Origin of the sequence: Streptomyces coacervatus, from assembly GCF_029223485.1 — a bacterium.
GTDB classification, from domain to species: Bacteria; Actinomycetota; Actinomycetes; order Streptomycetales; family Streptomycetaceae; genus Streptomyces; species Streptomyces coacervatus.
The window spans coordinates 1-16,963 of sequence record NZ_JARHTP010000029.1 but is presented as its reverse complement, the minus strand read 5'-3'; the positions used below and the strand labels follow the sequence as shown (position 1 = coordinate 16,963).

Annotated in this window: 14 protein-coding genes and 3 pseudogenes; 14 read left to right on the top strand and 3 right to left on the bottom strand. The window is 69.7% G+C overall.

The annotated features are described in order from the left end of the window. Positions 1 to 79 precede the first annotated feature (79 nt). The 10 genes from P2Q00_RS45830 (at position 80) to P2Q00_RS45785 (ending at position 10,853) form a co-directional block, all read left to right on the top strand. Positions 80 to 2,098, top strand: a complete 2,019-nt coding sequence (locus tag P2Q00_RS45830; RefSeq protein ID WP_275780785.1) for an N-acetylmuramoyl-L-alanine amidase — start codon at positions 80 to 82, stop codon at positions 2,096 to 2,098. Positions 2,099 to 2,626: 528 nt separating this feature from the next. Next, entirely contained in the window at positions 2,627 to 3,124 is a 498-nt protein-coding gene (locus tag P2Q00_RS45825) for a hypothetical protein (protein ID WP_275780783.1), read from the top strand. Positions 3,125 to 3,507: 383 nt separating this feature from the next. Continuing rightward, entirely contained in the window at positions 3,508 to 5,304 is a 1,797-nt protein-coding gene (locus P2Q00_RS45820) for a fatty acyl-AMP ligase (protein WP_275780782.1), read from the top strand. Continuing rightward, positions 5,294 to 6,256 (top strand): acyl-CoA desaturase, encoded by a 963-nt coding sequence (locus P2Q00_RS45815; RefSeq protein ID WP_275780781.1) that lies wholly within the window; start codon positions 5,294 to 5,296, stop codon positions 6,254 to 6,256. Before P2Q00_RS45820 ends, P2Q00_RS45815 begins: the two co-directional genes overlap by 11 nt. 15 nt (positions 6,257 to 6,271) lie before the next feature. After that, positions 6,272 to 7,216 (top strand): acyl-CoA desaturase, encoded by a 945-nt coding sequence (locus P2Q00_RS45810; RefSeq protein WP_275780780.1) that lies wholly within the window; start codon positions 6,272 to 6,274, stop codon positions 7,214 to 7,216. Further along, the gene (locus tag P2Q00_RS45805) at positions 7,203 to 7,499 is read left to right on the top strand and encodes an acyl carrier protein (RefSeq protein WP_275780778.1); all 297 of its coding nucleotides are present in this window, start codon (positions 7,203 to 7,205) and stop codon (positions 7,497 to 7,499) included. Before P2Q00_RS45810 ends, P2Q00_RS45805 begins: the two co-directional genes overlap by 14 nt. A 14-nt stretch (positions 7,500 to 7,513) precedes the next feature. Next, positions 7,514 to 8,578, top strand: coding sequence for a fatty acid desaturase (locus tag P2Q00_RS45800; protein ID WP_275780777.1), 1,065 nt, complete (start codon positions 7,514 to 7,516; stop codon positions 8,576 to 8,578). A 25-nt stretch (positions 8,579 to 8,603) separates the two neighbouring features. After that, positions 8,604 to 9,848 (top strand): cytochrome P450, encoded by a 1,245-nt coding sequence (locus P2Q00_RS45795; RefSeq protein ID WP_275780776.1) that lies wholly within the window; start codon positions 8,604 to 8,606, stop codon positions 9,846 to 9,848. Between the two features lie 51 nt (positions 9,849 to 9,899). Next, positions 9,900 to 10,586: a WD40 repeat domain-containing protein gene (locus tag P2Q00_RS45790; protein ID WP_275780774.1), complete on the top strand. Its 687-nt coding sequence runs from the start codon at positions 9,900 to 9,902 to the stop codon at positions 10,584 to 10,586. 18 nt (positions 10,587 to 10,604) lie between these two features. Beyond that, a complete protein-coding gene (locus P2Q00_RS45785; protein WP_275780773.1) occupies positions 10,605 to 10,853 on the top strand; it encodes a hypothetical protein in 249 nt (82 codons plus the stop codon). Positions 10,854 to 10,904: 51 nt separating this feature from the next. Here the strand turns inward: P2Q00_RS45785 and P2Q00_RS45780 are convergent, their stop codons facing one another. Together P2Q00_RS45780 and P2Q00_RS45775 are read right to left on the bottom strand one after the other, a co-directional pair. Continuing rightward, entirely contained in the window at positions 10,905 to 11,309 is a 405-nt protein-coding gene (locus P2Q00_RS45780) for a hypothetical protein (RefSeq protein ID WP_275780772.1), read from the bottom strand. A gap of 227 nt (positions 11,310 to 11,536) precedes the next feature. Further along, entirely contained in the window at positions 11,537 to 12,385 is an 849-nt protein-coding gene (locus tag P2Q00_RS45775) for a hypothetical protein (RefSeq protein ID WP_275780771.1), read from the bottom strand. A 337-nt stretch (positions 12,386 to 12,722) separates the two neighbouring features. On the opposite strand from P2Q00_RS45775, the pseudogene P2Q00_RS45770 reads away from it, so the two are divergent. The 4 genes and pseudogenes from P2Q00_RS45770 to P2Q00_RS45755 all read left to right on the top strand — a co-directional run bounded on the left by P2Q00_RS45770 (position 12,723) and on the right by P2Q00_RS45755 (position 16,804). Then, positions 12,723 to 12,985 (top strand): annotated as a pseudogene (locus P2Q00_RS45770) (helix-turn-helix transcriptional regulator). Positions 12,986 to 13,155: 170 nt separating this feature from the next. Next, on the top strand, positions 13,156 to 14,049 hold the full coding sequence (locus tag P2Q00_RS45765) for a DUF6083 domain-containing protein (protein WP_275780770.1): 894 nt from the start codon (positions 13,156 to 13,158) through the stop codon (positions 14,047 to 14,049). Between the two features lie 428 nt (positions 14,050 to 14,477). Further along, positions 14,478 to 15,949 (top strand): annotated as a pseudogene (locus P2Q00_RS45760) (UvrD-helicase domain-containing protein). A gap of 135 nt (positions 15,950 to 16,084) precedes the next feature. Beyond that, positions 16,085 to 16,804 (top strand): helix-turn-helix domain-containing protein, encoded by a 720-nt coding sequence (locus P2Q00_RS45755; protein ID WP_275780769.1) that lies wholly within the window; start codon positions 16,085 to 16,087, stop codon positions 16,802 to 16,804. Positions 16,805 to 16,864: 60 nt separating this feature from the next. On the opposite strand, the pseudogene P2Q00_RS45750 reads toward P2Q00_RS45755, so the two are convergent. Beyond that, positions 16,865 to 16,963: pseudogene (locus P2Q00_RS45750) on the bottom strand (IS5/IS1182 family transposase); the annotation flags it as partial.

The following is a 16,963-nucleotide window of genomic DNA, read 5'->3' as shown; positions in this document are numbered from 1 at the left end:
CCCGGTCGATGACCTGATACGCCGTCATATGCACTGTCCACTCAGCCATTTGAGCTCTCTGAGGTCCGAGGACCCTTTCATGACCACAAGCAATGCCAGACGCGGACACGCGTCGAAACGCCGCCGTCCGGCCCTGCTGGCCGCATTCGCCGCGCTCGCCGTTGCGGGTGGGGCAGCCGTGCAGGTGCCGGCCCTGGCAACCGGTGAGGCCGCACCTACGGGGACCACCACACTGCAACGGGAGTACACGGCCGCGGCCGACGCCTACCACGTCCCGCGTCAGGTGCTGCTGGCGGTGGCGTACCAGGAGTCCGCCTGGGACACGCACGCCGGACAGCACAGCACGGACGGCGGCTACGGGCCGATGCACCTGACGGACGTCACCCCTGCCATGATGGCCGCCGGGGACGCGGGCGCCGCGGGCCGCGCCGAGTTGGCGAAGCTTGCCGCCGATCCGGCCCTGCACACCGTCCAGGCCGCCGCGAAGCTGACCGGGCTGTCGGCGAAGCGGTTGCGCACCGACCCGTCGGCCAACATCCGCGGCGGCGCGGCACTGCTCGCCTCGTACCAGAAGGCTGGGACAGGCTCCCTTTCCACCGACCCCGGCAACTGGTACGCGGCCGTGGCCCGTTACAGCCAGTCCACCCGGCGCCAGGGCGCCGAGGCCTTCGCCGACCGCGTCTTCGCGACGGTGAAGAAGGGCGCCCACCGCACCACGGCCGACGGGCGCGTGTCCCTGGCGGCCGACAGCAATGTCCGCCCGGCCACCGGCCAACTGGCCTCACTGCACCTGAAGTCCGCGGCGAACACCGAAACCGAGTGCCCCACCACGGTCGCCTGCACCTTCGTCCCGGCCGCGGCGTCCAACGGCCAGGTCTCCAACCGCCCCGCCAACGGCATCCGGATCGACACCATCGTCATCCACGACACCGAGAGTTCGTACGACGCCGCCATCACCACCTTCGAGCAGGCGGGCGGCGCCGCAGCGCACTACGTCATGCGGTCCTCCGACGGCGCGGTGACACAGATGGTGCCCACAAAGGACCTCGCCTTCCACGCCGGCAACTACTCCACCAACATGCACTCGATCGGCATCGAGCACGAGGGCTACGCCGCGCACGGCGCCACCTGGTACACCGAGGCGCAGTACGAGGCGACGGCCGAGCTGGTGAAATACCTCGCCGCTCGCTTCGACATACCCCTGGACCGCCAGCACATCATCGGTCACGACAACGTCGCCGGGCCGAAGTCGTCCCTCGTCTCCGGCATGCACTGGGACCCGGGCCCGTCCTGGGACTGGAACCACTTCATGAGCCTGCTCGGCGTGCACACCGGGCCGCACGGCGTCGGTCCCGTCGGCTCGGTGGTCACCATCGCCCCCCGCTTCGACGACAACGTGCAGACCGTCCAGATCTGCCCCTCCGACGACCCGACCGGCGCCACCACGGCATGCACCGACACACCGCAGCCGTCGAACTTCGTCTACCTGCGCACCGAACCCAGCGACACCGCCCCGCTCTTCGGGGACCAGGCGATCCACCCCGGTGCGGCCGGTACCGACCGGATCAACGACTGGGGCAGTACGGCGGCGGAGGGACAGCAGTTCGTGGTGGCCGGGCAGGACGGCGACTGGACCGCCATCTGGTACAGCGGCGCGAAGGTGTGGTTCTACAACCCGGACGGCTGCAACACCGCGCCGGCCCAGGGCGTGAAGGTGATCACGGCGGCCGGCACCTCCCCGGTGGCGGTCTACGGCTCCAGCTACCCGGACGCCGCCGAGTACCCCTCGGGCCTGTCGCCCTCGACGCAGGCCCCGCTGAGCATGTACTCCGTCCCGGCCGGCCAGGCCTACGTGGCCACCCGGGCGCCGTCCCTCACGGACGACTTCTTCCCCTCCAGCGGCAGGGTCGTCACCGGCGCGAAGGCGATGTACACCATCCAGTACAACCACCGGGTCGCCCTCGTGTACGCCTCGGACGTCACGTCCACGGACGTATGGCGGTCCGCTGACCGCACACCGACGGGCGGTTGGTGCCCAGGCGGCCACGCCTTCTGGGCACCACCGAACCAGTTCGAAGGCATGAGCTCTACCTCATGAACGAGTCGGTCCCTGCCGTCGCGGCCATTCGGCGGGCGGCGGGTGGCCGCCCGCCCCCGCGCCACTACCCGGCTCTGGCGGCCGTGGCGGTGCAGGTGAGGAGGGTGGCCGGCGCGCCGGCCAGCACGCCGCGAGGCCAGGACGGATGAGCGAACGCACCGTCAGGGGAGTGGTGGGCGTTGAGCCCGCACCGATCAGGAGCAGCCCCGGCTGCACGTCCCAGTAACGGGCCCGCAGCCCGTCCCCGACACATACAGCAGCCCGACTGCCACCAGCCGCAGCCCCGCGGCGATCGACACATGCACGGTCCAGGCGGGTGCTGAGGTCCTGAAGAGCGTCTCCCAACGGTTCCTCGAGCAAGGCGAGCAGTCTGGGCGAACCCCCGGATGCGACGGCAGTGCCTGGATTTCTTGGACAACTCGTGGGCGAATGCGGCGCGGGCACGGATCTGGTCGTGCACCGGGGCCGCCGACCAGAAGTGTCGGCTGCGTTAGGGCGGAGCGGGCTCCGCCGGACAGGGGGTGGGGCATGCGACGGGCGGTGGCGGCGGTGCTGTGCGCGGTGGCGGGGAGTGTGCTGCTCACCGGGTGCACTCCGACGGAGAAGCATCTGATTGCGATCTGGCTGGACGGAAGGGGACAGCCGGTGGCGCGGGTGCGCCCGTGCGGTGATGATCGGGTGAGCGGCGCGGAGTTGCTCTCGTGGGTGACGGATGGCGGCGGCTCCGCCGACTACCCGGGCGAAGGCTGGCGGTCTCAGGCCCCCGAGGGATTCGGCGGTGCGACGTTCCCGCTGTTCGCCCCGCCCCGCTCCTGGCGGGTGCGGCGGACCGGGACTCAGAGTTTCGTACGCGGCCGGTCCTACAAACTGTCCTTCGTGGTGCACGGCGACGACTCCACGAAGTACGCCTCGGAGCTTCTCTTCTCCGGCGATGATCTGACCTCTCTCAAGCCCGGCCAGGTCTGGGCGGAGGACCAGCCGCTGAGCCGGGAAGACTGGGACGACCTGGTGGGTGAGCAGTGCTGAGGCCTGGCTAGGGCCTGCCACTTTGGAGGGGTGTCGGCGGCCCAACAGCCAAGGAGGACCGACACGGGCTCCTACCCGAAGCAGCAACGCGGCCAGACATGCGGCTGCCTCACCGGAGGTGACGCTCTTGTCGTGCCGGCCCGCCGGGCTCCGGAAGCGTTGACCCGGTTGAAAGAGCGTGAGGTCGTGTTCAGATGCTCGCTGCGTCGGCCGACGATGACGCACATGCCGGAGGCCGGCTCCCACCTCATCCTGTTTTCCGTCCACCGCCCTGGGTATGGATGGCGACGTCAATAGGATCATCGGACTCTACGGGTTCAACCTGAGTGGCGGGAGCGCCCAACCAGCCGCTCCGGGAGGGGAGTTCGGTGGAGCAGAAAGCCGTGACCCTTCAGCCGGAACGGGCGCACTCACAGATCGCGCAGTACATGTCCCGGCCGGATGCGACGCTCCCGGCAACCCTGGCTGTTCGCGCCCGATCGACGCCCGACCGCCCGGCGTTCCGCTTCCTGCCCGACGGGACGGGCGACCGCATCGAATCGTGGACCTATCAGGATCTGAAGCGACACTCCGACGCCGTGGCGGCGCGGCTGAGGGCCGGGGGACACAGCGGGGACCGCGTGGTGCTGGCCGGCCGGCCCGGGCTGTGGTTCGTGGCGGGGCTGATGGGCATACTCCAGGCCGGCGCGACGGCCGTCCCCGCCTGTCCGCCGACCAGCCGACGGGCCCGGACCCGACTGCGTTCGATCCTGGCCGACTGCGCGCCCGGGGCGATCCTGGCCGACTCCCGCCATGAGCGGCGGTTCGCGGCGATGGCAGCCGGCGGGGACATACTGCCGCCGCTGATCCCGCTGGACGCCGAACCTCCCGCGAAGCCCGTTGCCGCGCACGCCTGGACGGCGCCGGACGATCCGGTACGGCCCACGGACACAGCGCTGATCCAGTACTCGTCCGGCTCCACGGGTGACCCGAAAGGCGTGGAACTGACCCACGCCAACCTGATGAGCAACTGTCACGCCATCTCCCGCCTCATCGGCGCGCAGGACGATCGCGTCGGCTTGAGCTGGTTACCGCCGTATCACGACATGGGGCTCATCGGCACCATCATGCTGGCGCTGCACGGCGGTTGGCCGCTGGTGATGATGACGCCGGAGCACTTCGTCCAGCAGCCGGCCCGTTGGCTCCAGGCGATCAGCGACCACCGGGTGACCATCACCGTCGCCCCGAACTTCGCCTTCCAGCTCTGCGCCGACACCGTGGAGGAAGAGGATCTGGCCGGCGTCGACCTGTCCTCGCTCCGGCACGTCTTCTGCGGTTCCGAGCCAGTCGTACTCGACACGCTGAACGCCTTCCGGGAGCGGTTCGGGCCGCGGGGCTACCGGGAGAAGACACTGATCCCCTGTTACGGGCTCGCCGAGGCCACCCTGCTCGTGACGGCCAAGGCGCCCGGGACGGCCGTCAGAGTCGAGTGGGCCGACCCGCAGGAGCTGTCGCGCGGCCGGGTGGTGGGAGGCGCGGGCGACGCGGTGCCGATCGTCGGTTGCGGGAGCCCGGGGGAGGACGACGAACTGCTGGTCGTCGATCCGGACTCCGGCCGGGTACTGGCCGACGGCGAGATCGGGGAGATCTGGGTACGCGGGCCGGGCGTCGCCGCCGGTTACCACCGCAAACCCGGGCCGACGGGCAGGGTGTTCGGCGCGAGACCGGCCGACCGCGCCGGTCCGGGCAGATATCTGCGAACCGGTGACCTGGGCTGCCTGCGCGACGGCGAACTGTTCGTCACCGGCCGGATGAGCGGCCTGCTCGTGGTGGCCGGCCGCAACCTCTACCCGCAGGACATCGAGCGTACGGTCGACCGCGCCCACCCGTCCGTGCATCGCTCGGTCGCCTTCGCGGTCCCGGGTTCGCCCGAGGAACACATCATTGTCGTCGCGGAGGTCCGTGACAGCCGCCGGACCCGGGCCGAACTCGACGCCTTGCGCGGCAGTCTGCTGGCGTCGGTCGCGGCCGACCACGGCGTCCGCCCGGCCGATGTGCACCTCGTGCGGGTCGGCACCATCCCCCTGACCACCAGCGGCAAGATCCGCCGGACGGCCGCGCGGGAGGCGTTCTTGGAGCACACCCTGGGCCGGGCCCTCGTGCCCTGCGACCTCTCCGGGGAGCCGGGCTGTGAACACTGAAGCCAATGCCGCTGAATCCGGTGCCGCTGACGCCGCTGCGGTTGACGCCACGTCGGTTGAAGCCGGTGCCGCGCCACCGAGGGATCGCTCCGCGTTCGTCCTCGCCTGCGCCACGGTCGGCGGATCCACGGCCGGTTTCGCGGCGGCGATCGTCTTCACCGTCCACCACGGCTGGTCCTGGCTGCACTTCGGCCTGTTCGCGGGCATGTACCTCGTCACCTCACTGGGTGTCGAGGGCGGCCTGCACCGCTTCTTCTCCCACCGCTCGTTCTCCGCGGGTCCGGTGCTGACGTTCCTGTGGGGGATCGCGGGCAGCATGGCGGCACAGGGGCCGATCCTGTTCTGGGTGTCGGTGCACCGAAAGCACCATGCCTTCGCCGACCGGGACGGCGATCCGCACTCGCCGCGCCCGCGGGGCGAGGGGCGCCTTGCGGTCCTGCGCGGCCTGTGGCACGGCCATGTCGGCTGGCTGTTCACCGTACGGCGGGAGGGCTGGGCCAAATTCGTCCCCGACCTCCTGCGCAACCGCCATGTCCACACGGTCGACCGCTACTACGCCTGGTGGATCGCCCTCGGCCTGGCCCTGCCGGCAGCGGTGGGCTGGGCGGCGACGGGCCGGCCGGTGGACGCGCTGGGCGGACTCCTGTGGGGCGGGTTCGCCCGCATGTTCGTCCTCGACCACGTGACCTGGACGGTCAACTCCCTGGGCCACACGCTGGGCCGCCGCCCCTACGAGACCCGCGACTCCAGCCAGAACCTCGCCGTGCTCGCACCCGTCTCGGTGGGCGGCTCCTGGCACAACAACCACCACTCCCAGCCGTCACTGGCACACAACCGGCACCGCTCCTGGCAGATCGACATCACCGGCGCGGTCATCACCCTCCTCGACCGAGCCGGACTGGTGTCCGACGTCCGCTATCACGCACGTACGACCGAAGACCGGAAAGCCTGAGAGGAAGACCTCACCATGTCGGCTCTCAGCGCCCCGGAGGGCATCGTCCGCCTCGACCCGAAAAGCCTCCGGATCAAGCGTTTCTCCGCCCTGACCACCATGACCCTCCCGCTCATCGGCACCGCCGCCGCCGTATACCTGCTGCTGACAGGGCAGTTCACGACAACCGATGTGGTCCTGTTCTTCCTCTTCTACGGCGTCCACCTGGGCGGAGTCACCATCGGGCTGCACCGCTACCTCGCCCACAAGGCGTTTCGGACCTCGCCATGGTTCCAGGACGTCCTGATGGCCGCCGGTTCCATGGCCGCTCAGGGGCCGCTGCTGTTCTGGGTGGCGACCCACCGGCGCCACCACCGGTTCGCCGACCGCGAGGGCGACCCGCACTCGCCCAACCTGCACGGAACGGGCTTCAAGGCGCGGATACGCGGTCTGTGGTACGCGCACATGCCCTGGATGCTCAGCGACGAGTCGTCGAAGTGGTCCGTCTACGCGCCGGACCTCCTGCGCGAGCGGCGCCTGATCCTGCACCACCGTCTCTACCCGCTGTGGGTGACCGCCGGCCTCGTCCTCCCCACCGCGATCGGCTTCGCCGTCGGACACACGGCCATGTCCGCCCTCTCCGCCCTCGTCTTCGGCGGTCTCGCCCGGATCTTCGTCGCCAACCAGGCCGCATGGTGCGTGGGTTCCCTCTGCCACGCCTTCGGCAGCAGACCGTTCGACAACGGGGACAAGAGCACCAACAACTGGTGGGTCGCCGTCCTCACCTTCGGTGAGGGCCTGCAGAACAACCACCACGCCTTTCCCGGGTCCTACCGTCACGCCACCCGGTGGTGGGAGCCCGACCTCAGTGGCTGGATGCTGACCGCCCTCGGCAGGCTGCACATCGTGTGGAACCTGCACGAGCCCTCGGCCGCCCGCATCGCCCGGAAACGAACAGGAGCTCAGCGTGTTTCGCCGTAACAAGAACGAGCGCACCTCCGACGGCCCCGTCACCGAGGAGACCGTCCGCGCGTGGATGGTCGACTACCTGGTGAACAAGCTGGACGTCGACTCCTCCGAGGTCGACACCAGCCGGTCCTTCGAGGACTACGGACTCGACTCCCGCACCGGCATCCAGATGTGCGGCAAGCTGGAGAAATTCGTCGAACTGCGCCTGTCGCCCGCCCTGTTGTACGAGTACGGGTCCATCGACGCCGTGGCCGCCCATCTCGGCCGACGGCTCGCCGAGGAGAGCACGCACTGAGAGCGGGGGACACGATGGCCACAAGCGGCATACCGACCAGCCCGGACCGGCGTTTCGAGGAGTTCCTGGAGAAGTCACGGGCGTTGGAAGGCAGGCATCTGACCGAGTCGATCCCGCGTGAGTACTTCACTCCGCGCACGGCCCGCGGTGTGCTGGGGCTCGCGGTGAGCCTCGCCCTCTACGCGGGGGCGATCGCCGCGGTGGCGTACTCCCCGTCCTGGCTGCTCGACATCCCGCTGTGGTTCGTGGCCGGCCTCGGCGGCTGGGGCATGCACTGCATCGCGCACGACTGCGGGCACGGTTCGTTCTCCCGCTCACGACGGCTGAACACCGCCGTCGGAAGCTTCGCACTGCTCCCGCTGCTCTACCCGTACCACTCCTGGCGCCACGTGCACAACCTGCACCATTCCCATACCAACAACCTCGAACTCGACACCGACTGGCGGCCGTTGCCCCCGGCCGCCTACCAGCGGCTCTCCCCCCTCGCGAAAGCCGTCTACGCGGGCACCCGCACCTGGGCCTTCTGGGGAGGCACCGTCCGCTACTGGTTCGTGTCGGGCTTTCGGCCGGGCTACTTCCCCAAGCGGTCGATGCGCCGCGACGTGTGGCGGTCCATCGCCTTCACCGGTCCCGTCGCCGTCGTAGGCCTGTCTGCGCTGGCCGCGTTCACCGGCGTACGCGGCCTGCTCGACTACTTCGTCCTGCCCTGGCTGATGACCCACCTGTGGTTCAGCGCGACGACACTCATGCACCACAGCGCCGCAGACGTCCCCTTCCTGACCTCACAGCACTGGACACGCAACGCCGGCAGGCTGCTCCTGACCACCGACTACACGTATCCGAGGGCGCTGTCGTTCCTGACCCACAACATCGCCGTCCACACCGCGCACCACGTGGCCCCGGCGATCCCGTTCTACAACCTCCCCCAGGCGCAGCTCGCCCTGAAGGCGGCCCATCCCGGAATGGTCCGTGAGGAGCGCCTGAGGCTCGGCCGGCTGTGGCGGATCCTGCGCAGCCTGCATTTGTACGACACGGAAGCGGGCTTCTACACCGGCTTCCAGGCAGCGAAGAAGCCCTGAAAGAAGCCTTGTTGGAGGCAACGTCATGCCGTCGACAGACCACCAGCTGACCGAGCCGGTCATGGGACCGGCCGAGGCCCTCTCGGAGCTCTTCACACCGGCCGGGAAACACAACCCCTACCCCCTGTACGACGCACTGTGGGACCTCGGCCCGGTGATCCCCCTGGGCCCCTCCGGGACACTCGTCCTCGGCTACGACGAGGTCTGCACCGCCCTGCGCGATCCCCGTCTCCTGGTCACCGACGCCGACGTGCACCGGACGACCGGCATGATCGACCACTCGTCCTGGCAGTGCTTCACAAAGATCATGATGTTCAGCAACTCACCCGACCACGAACGCATGCGCCGCTTCGCCGGCTGGGCCTACGCGCCCCGCCAGGTCGCCGAGCACCGGCACCTGGCGGCCAGGGCCGCCGAGCGGTGGACGGCCCGGCTGGCCACCCTCGCCGAAGACGGCCCGCTCGACCTGGTCGAGGCCTTCGCCACCCGCGTACCGATCACCGTCAGCGGAGAGCTGCTCGGCATCCCCGAGGCAGACCGGATGGCACTGCGTACCGCGATCACCGCGACCACGACCGCCTTCGAGCCGGTCTTTGATCGCGGTGAGCTGGCGGCTGCCGATTCGGGGATGGATGTTCTGGTCGCCTATCTCGGGAGCCTGGTGCGCGAGCGTCGGCGCCGGCTGGGTGAGGATCTGGTGAGTGTGATGGTGCGGGACCGGGATGCGGCCGGGGCGCTGAGTGAAGAGGAACTCATCGCCAGTCTGGTGATGTTCCTCATTGCGGGTGTGCAGAGTCCCAGCGATCTGATCGGCAGCGTGGTGCGTCGTGCAGTGGAGCACCCTGCAGTGGCCCGGGAGTTGGCCACTGACGACGGTCTCGTCGCTGCCTTCGTCACTGAGACTTTGCGCCACGATCCGCCGAATCATGTGCTGACCCGCGCCGCCTGCACGGACATCGACTTCTACGGCCATCGGGTTGCCGCAGGCAGCAGGGTGCTGCTGGTCCTGGCCGCCGCCAACCGTGACCCGCGCCGCTTCCCTGATCCTGCCGTGTTCGACGTCACCCGGCGGGACAGCCGGCCGCTTTCCTTCGGGCTGGGCCCGCACTACTGCCTGGGGGCCGCCTTCGCGAGGATGCAGGTCGAGGTCGCCGTCCCGATCCTGCTGCGGCGCTTCCCCTGCCTGGCGCTGGCCGGTCCGCCGAGCTTCCGGGACCAGCTGGTGACTCGGGGTTTCGCCCGTATGGACGTGACGCTCGGAACGGCTTGACCGGGCCCCTGACTGCTTCGCGGAACTGGCTCTGTGCCGGGTCCTGGCCGAGTGCGCCGGCCAGGACCCGGCCGCCTCGACGGCATGGTGCGCCGGCTGGCGGCCCGCACCAGCCCCGCGCACCTGCTGTCCGCCGTCGGGCATGAAGAACCCCCAGTGCAGATCAACGTCGGGGCCTTCAGTCCCGACGGCACCCGTCTGGCCGTCGGCGACGCCATGGGCCGGGTCACCCTCTGGGGCGGGCAGTCGCATACGCGCCTCGGTGTGCTGGACGGCTCCCTGTCCGGTGCCGGGGCGGACACCACCGGCCCGGTGTCCGCCCTGGCCTTCTCCCACGACGGCCGCACCCTGACGGTGGCGGCCTCTGCTGGTTCCGTGCAGCTCTGGGACGTTGCGCCCACGTGTGAGCGGATCCGGTGGGCGGCCGTGGTGGACCGGGCAAGGAAGATCATTGAGGGATACGCCCCGCTCAAGGTGACGCTTCGGCAGGTCATGTACCGGCTGGCCAACGAAGGCGTCCTGCCGCACACGCCGCCGATGCCCGCCGCCTGTCCTCGCAGCTGGCCTGCGAGTCGCCGGGTTCACTCGTTGGCGGTGTTCCTCGTGCGCGCACACCACAGACCGGCCATCGTGGAGGAGACCGGACTCGGGATGTGCCCCTGTATCTGCTCCCGGAAGCCCCCGGTGGAAGGTGAACGAGCACGGCCACGCCTGGGATGCAAGCGTGCACATGCGTGAATTCAGGAAGGAACCGAATTGTCCAGGAAGTTCGCGGTTATCACGGCAATCGCCCTCAGCGCTCTTTGCGGTAGTGTAGGAGTTGCCTCCGCCGACACGAACACCGTCGTCAGCGGCGGAGACGGCTTCTCGTCATCCACGGTCACCGTCAACGCCCCTCAGCAGGGCCTGATCGTCTCGAACGGCACACCTCTCCTCGACCTCCACTGCCTCGGCGCCGGCGCGCCGAACGACCACTACGCGGCCTGCGTGGGGGTGCCGACGTGACCAATCCGTTGCCGATCACTGGATGAGAAGCTGTATTCGATCCAGTGATCTTCAGAACGGAACGGCCAGCCCGGCCTCGCGCAGTCGAAGCAGCGCCCTGCCCATGCATTCGGCGACCGCGGCCCCGTCAGCCGGCAGTCCACTGGGCAGCGGACCACCGCTGGCGGCAGAACTCCACGCGGGCAGGCTTTCCCTCAGGCGCTCCGCGTCGATCCGGATCATGGCTCCCACACCCTGCTCGCCGAGCCATTCCAAGATGAGCAGGGTCGCACCCTCAACACCGCTGTCGGGATCGAGCTTGAGCCACCGTGTTCTTGCTTCGGCATCGACCACCCCGTGCAGTGGGAAGTCGAAGCCCTCGAACCCGACGAACTCCAGCGCCTGGTCCTCGCCGCCGTCGACCCGTACGTCGACCGCGACGGCCTCGCCGAACAGATTGCACGCGAGGAACAGCAACGCCGTGCCCTGGCCGACTTCCTGAGCGGCTTGGACGCGGCGAGCGGTACGGCGCCCTGGCTCAGGCCGGAGCGGGGTCCTTCTCCCGCTGCTTGGCCTTCACCAGGGAGCGAGGGGCAAGACGGGATTCGCCGGCTCTCGCGGTGCACGCCGTCGGCGCCCCAATCGTGTGGTGCCGGGGCGCCGTGATGCGTGGCGACCCGGCACCGGCGGTGCTGTCGGACTGGTTACCTGACGTCGACGAAGTCGCCGGGCGCCGTTGATGCGGCGGTGGTGGCGGTGCCGGCGAAGACGTAGCGGTAGTAACCGTCGACCGTGGCCTTGGTGGTGGTCTTCAGGACGCCGGTGCTGTTCGTCTTGACCGTCTTGAGCGTGGTGTAGGTGTTGCTGCCCTTCTTGCGGAACTGCAGCTTCGCGGGCTGGGACACATAGCCTGCGAACTTGCCCGTCGACCAGTTCGCGCGGGCGAGTTTGCCCGTGACCGTGATGGTCTTGCCCTTCTTGACGGGCTCGGGCGTGGCGTTGGCGGTCAGCGTGGAGGCCTCCTTGATCGAGACGGTGGCGACGTCGTCGTTGTAGCTGGCGTTCGCGTACAGGTCCCAGCCACCCAGGAACAGCTTCCAGGTCCCGGCCACGCCGTTGTCCTTCATGTCGGTGGCGGGGTGGATGTTGAAGACGGCCTTGCAGGTGTACGTGCCCTGGGTCGCCGTCTCCGTGCAGTTGGGATCGTCGTCCGTCCCCAGGCCGCCGGTGATGCCGTCCGTGGTCGAACTGTCGGTGCCCTGCCACAGGAAGGCCTCGGTGACGGTGACGCCGTTCTGGTCCGTGGCGGTGTAGGTGACGGTGACGGTCTTCGTGCCGGTGGTGCCGAGGACGATGTCCTTGCCCCCGTTGATGACCGCGTGCGAGAACTTCATGTTCCCCAACGAGTCCCTCGGCTGAACGGACTGCGAGGTGAAGGAGCTGAGCTTCGCCTCCGCACCCGTCCGTACCGCCGCCTGGGCGGCCACCGGAAGAGCGAGCGAGGACAGAACGGCGGCACCGGAAACGACGGCGGCCGCAACGCGTATACGCATGAATCCCCCACGCGAAATTGAGAGGCCCGCCCAAGTCCCCCCATGGTCAGGCCTGTTGATCTCCGCATCATATGGACACGCTTCACAGTCAGTGAAGATCCTTTGGGTAAATAGTGCGTCTTTCCCGGCACGTGGGGGTGGCGGTCCCGCACGGCTGACTCGATCGGGTGGAAGCGGGCCTTGGCCAGTAGCTACCGCGCGCCCCGGGTGCATCGAGACCGAGGTGACCGCCGGTGCCACGAAGGCGCTTCGGGACGCGACCGTTGTACTCCCACCTCCGGCGAAAGTGCAGAAACCCGCACTGACAGGGCAGGGGTCTGCACCGTCGGATGGTCGGGTGACGATCTTGCCGCCCGACCCCGACCTCACCGCGCTGCGCGTGACGCTGGCGCGCCTGCGAGGCGAACGCGGCTGGACCTTCGACGAACTCGCCGACCGCAGCGGTCTGGCCCGGCGCACCCTCATCGACCTCGAACACGGCCGCACCACCGGCAGTATCACCCCTGGCACACCCTCGCCCACACCTTCGACGTGCCCATCGAGCACTTCCTGGGCACCCTGTGCGACGACCACACCCCGCCCGGCACGGCCGCTTCCTGAACCCTCGTTCCGTCCCAGTGCGCACCACGTCACGAATCACCCGATCAGGCAATCAGATCTCGAACAACCATCCGCGATAAGGCTCACGTGTGCGGACTCGTTGGGTCGGCCGTGGAACAAACCCTCGACACGTTGCTCACACCTGCGTGTCGCCTGGCACGGTCCGGGCCATGTGCCCCACGCCCGCCCCCGACGGCCGCCACTGGGACGGCAGCCCCCGCGCCACCCACCACCCCCGCCCGCTCCGGGTGACCACCACCAGCCCCAGCCGCCTGCTGCGCGCCGGACAGACCGGCCGCTGCCGCCACTGCAGCAGCCGCATCGACCTCTACCAGCGCCCCGACCAGCGGCCCATCGCCCTGCACCCCGCCGAACTGGCCACCACAGACGTCCCCGAAGCCTGCCGCTGGCACCTCAGCGGCGGCATCGCCTACCCGCACGGCGACAACAGCGCCTGGTGCCGCATCCCGCATGCCGTGCTCTGCCCCCACCGCATCCCCACCTGCCAGGCTGGCCCTCGTATCGAGGCGATCCGCCGCCAACTCGCCGTCCGCGCCCGCTGCCTGATCGACTCCGGGGCCCTCACCTCCGCTCCACCGGCTACCCCGCAGCCCGACGCTCCCCAGACCGGGGGACCCGACCGCCCCGTCGTCCAGCTGCTGCTGTGCCGCTACCTCGCCCAGCAGCGGCTCGAGGACCTGCGCTGCGTCGCCCAGACCCGCCACCGCCACCGCTGCCCCCACCCCGTCCTCGCCCCCGGCCCGGCCGGGATGTGGAAACTGCTACCCACCACCGCCCAGCACGGCCAACTCACCCTGCCCGATGCCCTGATGGCCGTCTACGGCCTGGGCCACCTCTCCTACGGCGAACAGCTGCGCTGGCGCACCCAGCGCTGCCCGGCACACGCCACCGCCCCCGGCGCCGCCGACCTCGCCCTGGCCTGCTGGGAACCCTTCGACCCCCTCCTGCACGCGGCACACATCCACACCCGCCTGCCCACCCTCCGCCCCGCCCGCACCGAAGGGGATGACCAGTGCCGCACCACGCCCTGGAAATCACACTGACCCGCCCCCTGTCCCCGGCGGCACTGCACCGCGCCACCCGCGTGCTGCCGCTCGCCGCCAACCACGACGCCACCCGCCTGATGGCCCTCGTCGCCGCCAAGACGCCGCAGCGCGCCGCCCACCTGCTGCGCCACCGCCTCGGCACCCGGCTGCCCATCGACGTGATCACCACCCACTACCCGGACGCCGACCACACGGTGCTGCTCAACGTCGCCTTCCCGCCCGCCGTGCACGCCGTCCTCACCGTGCCCGCCAGACCCCCGAGCGCTTCCTGGAACTGGCCCTGCGCCGGGCTCTGGCCGAGCACGCCGAGCAGGAGACCGACCGGCTCGACCGCGTGGTGCGCCAACTGCTGGCCCACACCACCCCCGCCTACCTGCTGGCTGCCGTCGGCACGCACTGACCCGGCTTCCCGAAAGACCCACCCCGTGAACCCCACCGACGAACAAACGGCAGCCGCCGACGCCTTCCACGCCGGCCAGCACCTCGCTCTACAGGCCGTCGCCGGCACCGGAAAGACCACCACCTTCGCCCTCCTTGCCCACACCACCACCCGCCGCGGCCGCTACCTCGCCTACAATCGCGCCATCGCCCAGGACGCCCGCACCCGCTTTCCCGACACCGTGCAGTGCAAGACCGCCCAAGCGCTCGCCTACGCCGCCGTCGGCCACCGCTACACCCGCCGCCTGAACGCACCCCGCCGCCCCGCCTGGCAGACCGGACAGGCTCTCGGCATCACCAAAGCCCTCCACATCGCAGAGCGAGAGGTCACCCCAAGAGCCCTCTCCAACGCCACCCTGCGCACCGTCACCCGCTTCTGCCACACCGCCGACGAGGCCATCACCGCCCACCACGTTCCCCGTCTACGCGGCCTGGAAGTCGCCGACCTCCACGACCAACTCGCCGCCCACATCGTGCCGTTCGCCCGCAAAGCCTGGGCCGACCTGCAGCACCCCGACGACGGCGCCGTCCGCTTCGACCACGACCACTACCTCAAGATCTGGGCCCTCACCCGGCCCGGCATCCAGGCCGACTTCCTGCTCCTGGACGAGGCCCAGGACACCAACCCCGTCGTCGAACAGGTCTTCCTCGCCCAGCGCGACCACGCCCAGCTGGTCATGGTCGGCGACTCCGCCCAGGCCATCTACCACTGGCGCGGCGCCAAAGACGTCATGACCGGCTTCGACGGCACCCCACTGGCCCTGTCCCAGTCCTTCCGCTTCGGCCCCGACCTCGCCGCGGAAGCCAACCGCTGGCTCCACCTCGCCTACGCCCCCGTCCGCCTGACCGGCACCCCCAGCGTGCCGACCGAACTCGGCCCCGTCACCCACCCGGACGCCGTACTGTGCCGCACCAACGTCGGCGCCATGGCCCAGGTCATGACCCTAATGGCCGCCGGACATCAAGTAGCCCTGGCCGGGGGAGGAGACAGCCTCCAAGCCCTGGCCCACGCAGCCCGCGACCTGAAAGAAGGCCGCCACACCCACCACCCCGAACTCATCCTCTTCCCCTCCTGGGGAGACCTGCAGGACTACGCGGCCCACGACCCGGCCAGCCGCGACCTGCAGCCCCTGGTCAACCTCGTCGACACACACGGCACCGACGCCATCCTCACCGCGGTCGCCCAACTCACCCCCGAACCACACGCCCAGGTCACCGTCTCCCCGCCCACAAAGCCAAAAGACGCGAATGGCCCCGCGTCCTCATCGCGGACGACTTCGCCCGCCCGAAAGATGACACCCCCGCCGACCAGACCAACACCCCAACACCACCGGACCCCATCGAGGACACCGAAGCCCGCTTGGCCTACGTGGCCGTCATCCGCACCCGCCAGCGCCTTGATCTGGGAGGCTTGTCCTGGATCTATGACCACCCCGACGGCACCCCCGCTTTGGCATGAGCCCTGGGGCATCGGGCCGTTGGCCGCGTTCGGGCCGAGCCGCGCGGATCCTCCCGCGCATCTCGCACGAGCTTCGGCCGTCCGCGCGACGTGACACACTGGCGGCGCAGGCGGCGGTGAACGGGGGCGATCCGGTTGGGTCTGGAGATCGAGAGTCGGCCGTCGGAGTTGCCGTACATCGAGAGGGTATGGCGCAGCCGCAGCATCGAGGTTGGCCGGATGACGTCGATCGCGGCGTCGCACTGGGAGCTTGTCTTCTGGGAGCACGACGGCCAGGTGCAGGCGGCGGTGCTGGGCCCGGAGCCCAGGGCTTGTCCGGCTCCCGTTCCCAGGGACGCCACGTTCTTCGGTATCAGCTTCGCTCTGGGCACCTCGATGCCTCACGTGCCGATCAGCCGGCTGGTGGGTGTCAGCGCGGAGATCCCCGACGTGACGCGGCGCTCAGTGTGGCTGAAGGGTTCCGCCTGGCACGTGCCCGATTACGACAATGCGGAGGCGTTCGTGCGGCGCATGGTGCGTGAGGGCATCGTGGACTGCGACCCGATCGTGCCTGCGGTGCTCGGCGGCGCGGCCCCCGATGTCTCCGAGCGGACCCTCCAGCGGCGTTTCGTCGCGGCGACGGGCCTCACCCGGGGTGCCATCCGGCAGATCCACCGTGCTCGCGAGGCCGCGGTTCTGATCCAGGAGGGGGTGCCGGCGCAGGACGTCGTGCACCGGGTGGGCTATTTCGACCAGCCGCACCTGGCGCGGTCCTTGACCCGGTTCATCGGACGGACCGCCACCGAGCTGAGTGCTCCGGACAGGGTGGAGCCGCTGTCGCTTCTGTACAAGCCCTCCTCCCAAGTGCCCGCATAGTGTTCCTGACGTAGCCGACGGGATCGGCCCGCCTAGAGGTTGTCCCGTATGGGGCGTGAGTTATCCGGTGAGGGCCAGGTTGTGGAGCCGGGCGATGCCGAGCATGGCCTGGTGGACGCCGTTGCCCTTCAGGCGGCAGTCCCGCAGGATCCTCCAGTT

What these genes read in the sequence shown, in the direction of transcription:
- P2Q00_RS45830 (WP_275780785.1), top strand. Translation starts at nt 80, where the DNA reads ATGACCACAAGCAATGCCAGACGCGGACACGCGTCGAAACGCCGCCGT.
- P2Q00_RS45825 (WP_275780783.1), top strand. Translation starts at nt 2,627, where the DNA reads ATGCGACGGGCGGTGGCGGCGGTGCTGTGCGCGGTGGCGGGGAGTGTG.
- P2Q00_RS45810 (WP_275780780.1), top strand. Translation starts at nt 6,272, where the DNA reads ATGTCGGCTCTCAGCGCCCCGGAGGGCATCGTCCGCCTCGACCCGAAA.
- P2Q00_RS45800 (WP_275780777.1), top strand. Translation starts at nt 7,514, where the DNA reads ATGGCCACAAGCGGCATACCGACCAGCCCGGACCGGCGTTTCGAGGAG.
- P2Q00_RS45795 (WP_275780776.1), top strand. Translation starts at nt 8,604, where the DNA reads ATGCCGTCGACAGACCACCAGCTGACCGAGCCGGTCATGGGACCGGCC.
- P2Q00_RS45775 (WP_275780771.1), bottom strand. Translation starts at nt 12,385, where the DNA reads ATGCGTATACGCGTTGCGGCCGCCGTCGTTTCCGGTGCCGCCGTTCTG.
- P2Q00_RS45765 (WP_275780770.1), top strand. Translation starts at nt 13,156, where the DNA reads ATGTGCCCCACGCCCGCCCCCGACGGCCGCCACTGGGACGGCAGCCCC.